The sequence below is a fragment of the Mycolicibacterium duvalii genome (assembly GCF_010726645.1).
Taxonomy (GTDB): Bacteria; Actinomycetota; Actinomycetes; order Mycobacteriales; family Mycobacteriaceae; genus Mycobacterium; species Mycobacterium duvalii.
Genome location: NZ_AP022563.1, coordinates 2,562,779 through 2,574,793, shown reverse-complemented (window position 1 = coordinate 2,574,793; position 12,015 = coordinate 2,562,779). Strand labels below are relative to the sequence as shown.

Sequence of the window (12,015 nt, the reverse complement as noted above, 5' to 3'; positions counted from 1 at the left end):
GCACTCAGATCGTCAGGGTGCCGTCGTCGTTGATCGTCCAGAAGGGGTTCATCGCCACCTCCCACACGTGGCCGTCCGGGTCGGCGAAGTAGCCGGAATAGCCGCCCCAGAACACCTTCTCGGCCGGTTTGAGGATCTGCGCCCCGGCCGCCTCGGCCTGCGCGAGCACCGCGTCGACGTCGCGTTCGCTGCGCTCGTTGATCGCGATCGTGACGCCGCTGAACCGGCCGTCGATCGGATGGCGGGCGTCGTGGGCAAGGTCGTCGCGGCCGAACAACGCCAGCGCGATGCCGGGCAACTGGTAGAAGACCACGCCCTCGGGTGCGTCCTTGGGTATCCAGCCCAGACCCTGCTCGTAGAACCGCCGCGACCGTTCGAGATCGTCGACACCCAAAGTGATCAGGCTGACTCGTTGCTCCATGGGGGCACCGTAGCGCCGCGTGCCGACAGTGCACAGATTCGCACTCGTAGCAACGGAGCGTGCATTAGCCTGACCCCATCGTCAGTATCACCGCGGGGGCCGGCGCGTGTCACGAATTTTCCTCAGTCATTCCAGCCGTGACGCGCGCCAGGCCGTCGCTCTCAAACAGTGGCTGGTCGAGCAGACGCCGCCGCTGGCCAACGAGATCTTCCTCGATGTCGACCCCGCCTCCGGCTTGCGAACCGGCACCCGCTGGAAGGATGCGCTGCGACAGGCGAACGCCCGGTGCGAGGCCGTCGTCTGCCTACTGTCGACCAACTGGGAAGCGTCGCACGAGTGCAAGGTCGAGTACCGCACCGCGGAGAACCTGAACAAGCAAATCTTCGTCGCCCGGCTGCAACCGTCGACGGGTGACGATCTGACGTCGGAATGGCAGCGTTGCGACCTGTTCGGTGACGGTCCGGTCACCGCGGTCGATATCGGCGGCGGTCCGCCGGTCGAGTTCTCCACCGCTGGTCTGTACCGGCTGCGCGACGGTATCCGCGGTGCCGGCATCGGCGCAGAGTCGTTCGTGTGGCCGCCGCCGGACGATCCCGACCGCGCGCCCTATCGCGGCTGGGAGCCGCTCGAGGAGTCCGACGCGGCGGTGTTCTTCGGGCGTGACGCGCAGATCGTCCGAGCTCTCGACACCATGCGCGGCATGCGCGTGGCCGCGATCGACGCCTTGCTGGTGATACTGGGGCCGTCGGGAAGCGGCAAGTCCTCGTTTCTCCGCGCCGGCCTGTTACCTCGGTTGCGACGTGAAGACCGGCGGTTCGTCCTGATGGACATCGTGCGCCCGGAGCGCAACGCGCTGACGGGGACGTCGGGCTTCGCCGCCGCCCTGGCCGGCACGCGGCGACAGTTCGACCTGCCCGCAGCGGCGCTCGGCGACATCAAGCAGCGGTGCGCAGTCGGCGACGTCGACGCGGTGGCGGGATGGATGTCCGAGATCCGCCAGGCCGCGGCGCGGCGCCTGCTCGACCGCGACACCGGCGAGGCCGCCGTGTCCGCACCGACGTTGGTGCTCCCGCTGGACCAGGCCGAGGAACTGTTCGGCGCCGACACCGGTCCCTCTGCCGAGGGTTTCCTGCGGCTGCTCGCCGGCGTCGCCGAGATCATGAACGCCGATGACCTCGGACTGGTCGTCACGGCGACCATCCGCACCGATCGCTACGAGGTCATGCAGACCCACCCCGCCCTCGCGGGACTCGGGACGGTGTTGTTCGACGAACTCAAGCCGATGCCACCGACCCAATTCAAGGAGGTGATCACCGGCCCGGCCGCGCGGGCCACCGAATCCGGCCGTCCGCTGCAGGTCGCCCCCGACCTGGTGGACCGCTTGCTGGCCGACTCCGCAGAGGGCGCCGACACCCTGCCGATACTGGCGCTGACGCTGTCCCGGCTCTACGTCGACTACGGCGGCACCGGCGAGCTCACCCTGAGAAGCTACGAAAACCTGGGCGGCATGCGCCGGGTGGTGCAGACCGAGATCGACGAAGTGCTCTCCCGCGATCCGCAGCAGCGCGCTGCCGAACTGTCGGCCCTGCGCGCGGCGTTCATCCCATGGCTGGCGACGATCAACGCCGACAGCGATCAACCGATGCGGCGTGTCGCCCGCTGGGCGGACCTTCCGGCCGAGAGCCGGCCGCTGATCGACGCGCTCGTCGCGAAACGTCTGATGGTCAAGGACAACCGGGACGGCCAGGTGGTCGTCGAGGTCGCCCTGGAAAGCCTGCTGCGCCAATGGGACGAGCTCGCCGGCTGGCTACGCGACGAGCGCAAGGACCTCAAGGACGCCGACGATCTCGAACGCGCCGCGGCCGCCTGGTCCGGGAACGACCACAACCCCTCGTGGCTCTTGGAGGGCAGCCGACTGGCCGAGGCGATCCGCTTGGCCAACGAGCCGGGTTTTCGCGAGCGACTGGCCTCGACGCATCCGTTCCTCGACGCCTCGCATCAGCGGGAACAGCAGCGCCGCGCCGCCGAGGAACAGCAGCGCCGCGCCGAGCTGACCGCAGCGCAGGAGCGTGCCCAACACGCCCAGGAGCGACAGGCCACCGCGGAAGCTCATGCGGCGACGCTGCGGCGCCGTTCGACGGTGCTGCGTGCGGTGCTCGCCGGTACCGCCGTGGTGGCCGTCGTGGCCGTGGTGACGTCGATCGTCGCGGTGCTCGCCCGCGGTCAGGCCCAGCACAGGTTCCAGCAGGCCACCGCGGTCCGGCTGGTGTCGGAGGCCGACGGAATCCTCGCCGGCTCCCGGTTCGGCAGCGACGAGCAGGCGTTCCAACAAATTCTCGCCGCACGGGTACTCGATCAGCAGATCGGTGACGACGCGGTGTACCGGGCGGTGGTCAGCCGGGACGACACGGTCCGCATCATGCGGACATCCACCCCGATGGACGCGGTGGCCGTCAGTCCCGACGGTCGCCTCATCGCTGCCGGAGGGCGCGACGACGGTGTGCGGGTCTGGAATCTCGACAGTGGCGAGCTGATCGCCGAGCGCCTCGGTCAGCACCGGGACGACGTGCTGGCGCTGGCGTTCAGTCCCGACGGCGCGACGCTGGCCAGTGCGGGCAGGGACACCGTGTTGCTCTGGGCCGTCGACGATCTCGGGGCGACCCCACGCGAGGTGAAGGGCCGCACCGGGGCGGTGGGGGCGGTGGCGTTCAGCCCTGACGGTCGCCGCATCGCCACCGGCGGCTGGGACGGCAACCTGCAGATGTGGGACGGCCGGTCGGGCGCCGCCATCGGTGCACCGCTGCCCGCGCACGCGGACGGGATCTACGCCCTGGCGTTCAGTCCCGACGGGCGGCAACTGGCCACAGGCTCGGGCGACGAGAGCGTCCGGTTATGGGATGTCGAGTCGAGCCGGGAGATCGGTGCGCCGCTCACCGGGCACTTCGCGTCCGTGCGGTCAGTGGCCTTCAGTCGCGACGGGAAGTTCCTGGCGTCGGGCAGCCTCGACGGCACAGTGCGCATCTGGGACGTCGCGGCCGGGACGCTGGCGGCGCTGCCGCTGACCGACCATCGGGACGGCGTCTTCAGCGTGGCCTTCAGCCCGGACGGATCCGTTCTCGCCTCGGGCGGCGGGGACAACGCCGTCCGCCTGTGGGACACCCAGAGTTTCACGCCGCTGGGAGAACCCCTGATGGGCCACCAGTTCGAGGTTTTCGGCGTGGCGTTCGCGCCCGACGGTCACCGGCTGGTCAGCTCCAGCTACGACCAGTCGGTGCGGCTGTGGGACATCCAGCATCTGATCCCAGCCCAGCAACGGGGCGTATGGAGTGTCGCGGTGAGCCCGGACGGATCCCGGATCGTCAGCGGGGGTCTCGACGGGACGGTGCGCTTCTGGGACGCGGCCACCGGACGCGGCGTCGGCGCTCCGCTCACCGGACACGAGAACAGCGTGGGTCCGGTGGCTTTCAGTCCCGGCGGCGATCGGGTGGTGTCCGGATCCGACGACCGGACGTTGCGGATCTGGGACGCCGAAAGCGGCCGGCCCATCGGCGGCCCGCTGGTGGGCCACACCGGCGCCCTGTACAGCGCGGCGTTCAGCCCCGATGGCACGCGCATCGTCTCCGGTGCCGACGACCGAACGGTGCGCCTGTGGGACGCGCGCACCGGTGAGCAGATCGGTGCTCCGCTGACAGGCCACACCGGTGCCGTCCTGACCACGGTGTTCAGTCCGGACGGCGGTCGTGTCGCGTCGGGAAGTGCGGACCAGACCATCCGGCTGTGGGACACCACGACCGGTGAACAGATCGGGGACACCATCGGTGGGGCCATCGACTGGGTCAACAGCATCGTCTACACCGCCGACGGAGACCGCTTCGTCAGCGGCACCGGGGACGGCCAGCTCAGGGTCTGGGACGCCGGCACGGGACAGCAGGTCGGGGAGCCCCTGCGGGGGCACACCGACTCGGTGATGTCGGTCGCGATCTCGGGAACGTCGCTCGCCTCGGGAAGCGCCGACCGCACTGTGCGGCAATGGGATTTGGCCTCGCTTCGGCCCGTCGGCGAGCCGCTGACCGGACACAGCCAAGCGGCTCGCAGCGTGGCAATCGACCACGAACGTGGTCTCATCGTCTCGGGAAGCGCAGACGGGACGGTCCGCCTGTGGCCCACGCGCGGCACAGCGGAGGAGCTGTGCGCGAAGCTGACGTCGAACATGAGCCGACAACAGTGGGACCAGTGGGTGTCGCCCGAGATCGACTACGTCGCGACATGTCCGGGACTTCCGACGCTGTGAACGTCAGAACGCGCGACGAGCACCTGTTCGGGGAGGGCCCCAAACGGCTGCTGGCTCTCGACGGTGGGGGCGTCCGCGGTGCGCTCACCTTGGGCTACCTGGCCCGCATCGAGACCATTCTGCGCGACCGGCATGGCGGCGACCCGGAATTCCGGTTGTGCGACTACTTCGATCTGATCGGCGGGACATCAACCGGTTCCATCATCGCGACCGCGCTCGCGATGGGCTTCGCAGTGGACGACCTCGTGGTCCTGTACCGCTCGCTGGGGGACAAGGTATTCGACAAGGGGATCCTGCGGTTCGGACTGCTCGGGGCGAAGTTCCCGAAAGAGCCGTTGCTGGATGCGCTGGACCGGCACTTCGGTGATGCCACGCTGGGCGGAGATGAGCTGCGGACCGGTCTGATGGTGATGACCAAGCGGCTGGATACCGGAAGCCCGTGGCTGTTGCACAACAACCCCCGCGGAAAGTACTTCGACGGTGACGGGGAAAGCTATCCCAATCGAGATCTCCTGCTACGCAACGTCGTCAGGGCAAGCACTGCTGCCCCCCACTATTTCGAGCCGGAGATGCTGCGCCTGGCTCCCGAGGTCGCGGGTGCTTTCGTCGACGGAGGCGTCAGCCCGTACAACAACCCGGCGCTGCAGATGCTGATGCTCGCCACGTGCAGCGGTTACGGCCTGAATTGGGCCTTCGGTGCCGACAACCTGCTGCTGGTGTCGGCAGGTACGGGGATGCGGCCGCTGCAGATGCCGGCCGCCGAGGTCATGAAGATGCCGGCGGTGCTGCTCGCCGCGCAATCGATGCTGTCGATCATGGCCGACGCGAACTGGCTGGGTCAGGCGGTACTGCAGTGGATCTCGACCAGTCCGACATCGTGGCAGATCGACGGGGAGGTCGGCGATCTGCGCGCCGACCGGTTGGGTGGCGGGCCCGACATGATCACTTATCAGCGATACGAGGTGGTGCTGGAACCCACCTGGCTGCGGGCGACCCTGGGGTGGCATCTCGACGAGTCCCAGTGCGATGCGCTCTACGCGATGGACAATCCGCGAAACCTATCCCAGCTGTCTCGTCTCGGGGTGGCGGCGGCGGCCAAACAGGTTGCGCCCGATCATTTCCCGCGAGTGTTCGACCTGTCCTGATCGGCACGCTCGTAGCGGCGCTGAAATTCGTCGTGGGGTACCGCCCAGACATCGCCATGATCACCCTGCACGATCCAGGATCTCGACGGAGCGGTGATGGCCCCCTCCAGAGTGTGGACGGTCTCCCCGTCGCGGGCCGGTCTGGCCAGTACCGTTCCCAGCCGGCGCCATCGCCGCCCGCCGAGATGCCGGTGTGTCGCGTGGAAGATGTCGTCGCGCACCGACCATGAGTCCCCGCCCGACTCGTCGCGCACCTCCCAGTCGCCGGGCTCGGCAGTCATGGTGGACCCGTCGTGCGCGGTCCATGTCCACGCCGTCGGTCGCTGCTCGGCCACCACGGCCCCCGTTCTGCGGAACGGCAGCCAGTCGGCGTTCGAAGCGGGTCGTGAGCGATAGCCCAGTTCCCGGAGTTTGGTCAGCGTGGCGGCCAAGCTGCGCAGCGCGGCGTCGAGCAGCGTCGGATCCGCCGCGATGTGCGACCAGTCGACGAGCTTGTCGTGCACCTTGGCGTCATCGTCGCGCTGCGGACCGTATCGCCAACCGTGCTTGCGGTAGAAGCGGCACCAGTCCTCATGCTCGGCTCGCGCCATCGCTTCCGCGGTGGTCTTCTCGAAACCCAGCGCGTGCAACTGGTCCTGTGCCGGCAGTTCCCGCAGCTGAGCGGTGGTGACGCCATCGAACGGCTCGCCCCACGTGTTCCAGGTGTGGCCGCCGATCTTCTCCACCATCCACAATGCGTTGCGCACCTGGCGGCGATTGGATTCGCGGTAGAACTCGTCGAGCTGGCGCCACGGGACTGCTGCCGGGCCTACGGTGGCTGATTCGGCGACGTACCGATTGTGGATCAACGCGGCGGCGCGCTCCCATGCGTCGTGCGCCTGGCCGCCGGGCAGGTCGAGGCTGAGCCGGTAGGTGAACAGACGCCCGACCACCGGAACGCGCTCGTGGGTGGCGTCGGCCCTCGGATCGTGGACGTGGATCACGGTGTGGGGCAGCCGGGCTGCGATCCGGGTGGCGGTGCCGACGTCGGGACCTGACTCCACCAGAATCAGAGCGGTGGCCGCAGGGTCCCCCCTCCGCGCCATGTCGATCAGCGAAGCGGCGGTCGGGTCCTCGTCGACGGCGACGATGTCGCGCGCTCGGTCGGGGTGCCCCAGCTGGGCCGACGCGAACTCGTAGTCCTGGCGATACTCGGATGCGTCGGCAGCGACCACGTGCAGCGCGGGAAGCCGGCCCTCGCCGCTGTATTCGAGTTCCAGTCGTCGGGTGAGCATGTCGGCGCACAGCGCGGTGGTGAGCCGGGACGAGCCGCATACCAACAACCGGTCGACCTGCGGGCCGGCGACGATCCGGTCGAGCAGGCGACGTGCGGTCACCTCGTAGACCCCGACGGTGTCGGCGGCCCACCGGTTGTGGACGCCGCCGAAGTGCTGGGCCCGCCACGCCGCAGCTTGCCAAGGATCGTCGATCCGCACGACCAGCGGGATGCGCTGGCGCTGCCCGCCGCCGTGCGCGGTGATCGAGCGCAACCGCAACAGGTTGGTCGACGGATCGGGTCCCAGCAGGTAGAGCCGGTCGAGTTTATGCCAGATCGGCACGGTGACAAGCGATTCCGGTGCATCGACATCCAGGGCCAGCACGCGCGCGCCCACCGCCCTCGCGCGTGCGGCAGGCGCGCCGTCAGCGCTGTCGGTGATCACGACCAGAGCGCTCGCCCGGCGCAACGTACGCGCGGCGGCGGCGACGAGCGGTGCGGCGTCGTCGTCGAGACCGACCACCGCGGTCACGGACCGGGCCATGCGGGTGCGTAGTCGGTCGAATCGTGATCGGAACAGCGCGATGCCGACACCGAGGACAGACGTGAACAGCGCGGCCAGCGCGGAGATCTGGGCGACGTTCAGCGCGACCGGCATGGGCGATGGACAGGTGCCGCCGGCCAGCGCACGCGCCGGATCGCCGCCCTTGACCAGGGCCGCCGTCCACAGCAACGGGGTGAAGAAGTCGGGGTGGGACTCGTCCTGACATCGCCAGTACGAGGCGACGCCCAACACTGCGGTGGCCACGGCCAGACCACCGACGATCGCCACCGGTGCCTCCGACCGCCCGCGGTCGGAACCCCGCGTCATCGCAACGCCCAGCGCGATCATCGCCCCGACCACGATCGCGATGGTGACCGCCGAGTTGGGTGCACCGAACCAGCGCACCCCGGCCGGCAACCGTTCGCGCACCGCGGGCCACGCCGCGATCACAGCCAGATAGCCGATCAGACCGGCGGTCAGCAGCGACAGGCTGGTGCGCGCACCGCCGATCCCCACCGCCGGGCCTTTCGCGATGCGCACCGTCGGATTCTATGGGCTTCGACGACGCCGACGTGGCAGGTCGGGCCGGTCGCTCAGAAGGTGTGCTGCGGCCCCTGGGCCTTCTTGTAGAGCGCCTTGAGCATCCGGTCGCGGAAGGCGGCCTTGTCGATCAACTTCACCCCGGCGGCGGCCAGCCGGGGCTGGCCGATCAGCTTGTGCATGTAGCGGCCGCGCCGGTACTCCCTGCCCCAGGCGGCTTCCATCCGCTGCGCATAGTTGGTGAAGTCGTCGGGGCCGCCGTTCTCCAGCGCCATCATCGCGCATTCCCCTGCAGCCAAACCGGATTCGAGCGCCTTGGAGATCCCGGCACCCGAGGCGGGCTTGCCTGCGCCCAGGGAATCGCCGGTGAACAGCACCCCAGGCCGCCACGGCGGCCACGCGGTGAAGCCCATCGGCAGCCGCCACGCCCGCACACTCTTGTTCTTCTTCAGTTCCTCGATCGGCGGCAGATCCCACTCGGCCGGCAGGGTGCGCAGGAAGTCGCCGAGGAACTGGGTGGCGTTGATGGACTGCCAGTTCTTGTAGCTGTTGACGTAGCCCAGCCCGATGTTGAACATGCCGTCGCCCATCGGGAACACCCAGCCGTACCCGGGCAGCTGGTCGCCCTGGAACAGCAGCTTGAGGTAGATGTCCAGCGAGTCCGAATCCGGCCGGTTGGCGTGCATCTCGGATCGGATGGCGATCGCGGAGTAGCCGTTGTACTCCGAGTCGATCTTGAGCGCGCGCTTGATGGGCGAGTAGGCGCCGTCGGCGGCGATCACCGCGTCGCCCAGCACCGTCTCGCCGCTCTTGAGCTTCACGCCGACGACCCGGCCGCTGGCGTCGAGCTCGGGTCCGGCGACCTCCGCGCCCTGGCGGATTTCCGCGCCCGCGGACTCGGCGTGCTTGAGCAGCACGGTGTCGAGGTGGGTCCGGCTGACAGTGTGTCCGTGGTCGGGCATGCCCGGTCGCTTCGGGAACGACAGCTCCCAGCGGCTGGGGCTGAACACCGTCACCCGGTTCACCCGGTGATAGGTGGCGACCTCGTCAGCCAACCCCATCTTCTGCAGATAGCTGACCGCGCGCGCGGTCAGGCCGTCGCCGCAGGGCTTGTCGCGCGGGAACTGGGCCTTGTCCAGCACCACCACTTTCGCGCCGGTTTGCGCGGCCTGCCACGCCGCGGCGGAGCCCGAAGGGCCTCCACCGGCAATGACCAGGTCGTATCGCTGCGTCATAAATCTCGTCTCGTTGCGCGGTTGTCGCCCGAGATAGTACCCAAACCAGCTGCAGACCTCCCGGCGAAGCGATCACCGTCACCAACAGCACACCCCGGTCCGACCACCGCCGGTCTTGGCAGGTCAGCGACGGTGGAACGGGTACAGTGAGCCGGGTGCGACGAGGGTCGAGGACGCGCTCCGCTGACGAACCGGGTGTCAAGGTCGACGCCCGCAGTGAGCGCTGGCGCGAACACCGGAAGAAGGTGCGCTCCGAGATCGTCGACGCCGCGTTCCGCGCGATCGATCGGCAGGGGCCCGACGTGTCGCTGCGCGAGATCGCGGAGGAGGCCGGCACCGCCAAACCCAAGATCTACCGGCACTTCACCGACAAAGCCGACCTGTTCCAGGCCATCGGGCAACGCATGCGCGACATGCTGTGGTCGGCGATCTTCCCGTCCATCGACATCTCGACCGACCCGGCGCGCGCCGTCGTGCACCGTGCGGTCGAACAGTACGTGCGGCTGGTCGACGAACACCCCAACGTGGTGCGCTTCCTGATGCAGGGCCGGTTCGCCGAGCAGAGCGAGTCGGCGATGCGCGCGGTCAACGAGGGCCGCGGCATCACGCTGGCCATGGCCGACATGTTCAAGAACGAGCTCAGCGACATGGAGCTCGACTACGCGGCCTTCGAACTCGCCGGATTCGCGACGTTCGGCGCGGCGGCGTCGGCCACTGACTGGTGGCTCGGTTCCGAACCGGACAGCCCGCGGCGGTTACCGTCGGCGAAATTCGTCGACTACCTGACCACCATCATGATCGGATCGATCAACGGGACCTGCGAGGTGCTGGGCATCCGGATCGACCCGGAGCTGCCGCTGCACGAAGGGGTGCGCCGGTCCGAAGAGGTCGCCTGACCTGAAACACGGTACCGGCGTTCCCAGGTACAGTCGGGGGCATGACCGTCGCGGAGCAGGCCGACCGCACCCCCGCCGCCACCGTCCCGGTGCGCACCCGGACCGTGATCATCGGATCGGGGTTCTCCGGGCTGGGCATGGCCATCGAGCTGCAGCGGCGCGGGGTCGACTTCGTCATCCTGGAGAAGGCCGACGAGATCGGCGGCACCTGGCGGGACAACACCTATCCGGGATGTGCCTGTGACATCCCGTCGCACATGTACTCGTTCTCGTTCGAACCCAAGCCCGACTGGACCCACATGTGGTCCTTCCAGCCCGAGATCCAGGACTACCTGCTCGGCGTCACGGAGAAGTACGGGCTGCGCCGCTACATCCGCTTCGGCGCCCACGTCGACCGCGCCCAGTGGGACGACGCCGAACAACGCTGGCATGTCTTCACCACCGGCGGCGACGAGTTCGTCGCGCAGTTCGTGGTGTCGGGCGCCGGTGGACTGCACATCCCGTTGATCCCGGAGTTCGAGGGGCTCGACGACTACCTGGCCGCCGGCAACGCCGCTTTCCACTCCGCGCAGTGGGACCACGACGTGGCCATCGCCGGCAAACGCGTGGCGGTGATCGGGACCGGGGCCAGCGCCATCCAGATCGTGCCCGAGATCGTCGGCGACGTTGCGGAGTTGTACCTGTACCAGCGCACGCCCGCCTGGGTGATGCCCCGGCCCAACAACCCCATCCCGGAGCGCATGCAGCAGGTGTTCGCCAACGTGCCCGGCACGCGGCCCGCGATGCGCGCGGCCATCTACTGGCTGCACGAGGCCGTCGGTTTCGCGATGACGCAACAACCCCGGCTACTCAAGCTCGGCGAGCTGGCCGGCAAATGGAACATCCGCCGCTCGGTCAAAGACCCGCAGCTGCGCCGCAAGCTCACCCCCGACTACCGCGCCGGCTGCAAACGCATCCTCAACTCCGACACCTACTACCGCGGCGTCGCCGACCCGAAAACCGAGGTCGTCACCGAGCACATCATGCGGTTCACCCCGCGCGGCATCGTCACCGCCGACGCGCAGGGGCACGAGACCGAACGCGCCGTCGACGTCGTCGTGTTCGCAACCGGATTCCACGTCACCGACTCCTACACCTACGTCGACATCAAGGGACCCGGGGGAGAGGATCTGGTCGACCGGTGGAACCGCGAGGGTATCGAGGCGCTGCGCGGCATCACCGTCGCCGGCATGCCGAATCTGTTCTTCCTGCTCGGTCCCAACACCGCGCTGGGGCACAACTCCGTGGTGTTCATGATCGAAAGCCAGATCCGCTACGCCGCGCAGGCCATCGCCGCGGTGGATCGCGCCGGCGCGCAGGCGCTGACCCCCACCCGCGCCGCGCAGGACCGCTACAACGCCGAGCTGCAGCGGCAGTTGGCGCCCACGGTGTGGAGCACCGGCGGCTGCCACAGCTGGTACCTCGACGAACACGGCGTCAACCGCACCTTGTGGAGCGGGATGACCTGGCAGTACTGGCTGGCGACCCGGCGGTTCAAAGCCTCGGAGTACAGCTTCTGCTGAACTTCGGGTGATCCTCACCGCGACACGCCAACACAAGATGTTGCGTCGTCGCACGTTTGTCGCCCCCACAAGTTGTAGTGTCGGAGCCGGCGAGTAGAACTGGCTGCACCACCGAAAAAAGCAGTG

General features: G+C 68.7%; 7 protein-coding genes. 4 read left to right on the top strand and 3 right to left on the bottom strand.

Annotation, left to right across the window (positions count from 1 at the left end):
- Positions 1 to 4: 4 nt before the first annotated feature.
- Positions 5 to 421 carry a VOC family protein gene (locus G6N31_RS12105; RefSeq protein WP_098005926.1) on the bottom strand — a complete coding sequence of 139 codons (417 nt, stop codon included), beginning with the start codon at positions 419 to 421 and terminating at the stop codon, positions 5 to 7.
- Positions 422 to 527: 106 nt separating this feature from the next.
- On the opposite strand from G6N31_RS12105, the gene G6N31_RS12100 reads away from it, so the two are divergent.
- Positions 528 to 4,712 carry an nSTAND1 domain-containing NTPase gene (locus G6N31_RS12100; RefSeq protein ID WP_098005928.1) on the top strand — a complete coding sequence of 1,395 codons (4,185 nt, stop codon included), beginning with the start codon at positions 528 to 530 and terminating at the stop codon, positions 4,710 to 4,712.
- Positions 4,709 to 5,857: a patatin-like phospholipase family protein gene (locus G6N31_RS12095; RefSeq protein WP_098005930.1), complete on the top strand. Its 1,149-nt coding sequence runs from the start codon at positions 4,709 to 4,711 to the stop codon at positions 5,855 to 5,857. Before G6N31_RS12100 ends, G6N31_RS12095 begins: the two co-directional genes overlap by 4 nt.
- On the opposite strand, the gene G6N31_RS12090 is transcribed toward G6N31_RS12095, so the two are convergent.
- Together G6N31_RS12090 and G6N31_RS12085 are read right to left on the bottom strand one after the other, a co-directional pair.
- Positions 5,827 to 8,196: a RyR domain-containing protein gene (locus tag G6N31_RS12090; protein ID WP_098005932.1), complete on the bottom strand. Its 2,370-nt coding sequence runs from the start codon at positions 8,194 to 8,196 to the stop codon at positions 5,827 to 5,829. The two genes, G6N31_RS12095 and G6N31_RS12090, sit on opposite strands and share 31 nt — an antisense overlap.
- 53 nt (positions 8,197 to 8,249) lie before the next feature.
- Positions 8,250 to 9,431 (bottom strand): geranylgeranyl reductase family protein, encoded by a 1,182-nt coding sequence (locus G6N31_RS12085; protein ID WP_098005934.1) that lies wholly within the window; start codon positions 9,429 to 9,431, stop codon positions 8,250 to 8,252.
- A gap of 155 nt (positions 9,432 to 9,586) precedes the next feature.
- Here G6N31_RS12085 and G6N31_RS12080 point away from each other — a divergent pair, with 155 nt between their 5' ends.
- The gene (locus G6N31_RS12080; protein ID WP_098005936.1) at positions 9,587 to 10,327 is read left to right on the top strand and encodes a TetR/AcrR family transcriptional regulator; all 741 of its coding nucleotides are present in this window, start codon (positions 9,587 to 9,589) and stop codon (positions 10,325 to 10,327) included.
- Between the two features lie 41 nt (positions 10,328 to 10,368).
- Positions 10,369 to 11,889 (top strand): flavin-containing monooxygenase, encoded by a 1,521-nt coding sequence (locus tag G6N31_RS12075; protein ID WP_098005937.1) that lies wholly within the window; start codon positions 10,369 to 10,371, stop codon positions 11,887 to 11,889.
- Positions 11,890 to 12,015 lie beyond the last annotated feature (126 nt).

What these genes read in the sequence shown, in the direction of transcription:
- G6N31_RS12075 (WP_098005937.1), top strand. Translation starts at nt 10,369, where the DNA reads ATGACCGTCGCGGAGCAGGCCGACCGCACCCCCGCCGCCACCGTCCCG.
- G6N31_RS12085 (WP_098005934.1), bottom strand. Translation starts at nt 9,431, where the DNA reads ATGACGCAGCGATACGACCTGGTCATTGCCGGTGGAGGCCCTTCGGGC.
- G6N31_RS12105 (WP_098005926.1), bottom strand. Translation starts at nt 421, where the DNA reads ATGGAGCAACGAGTCAGCCTGATCACTTTGGGTGTCGACGATCTCGAA.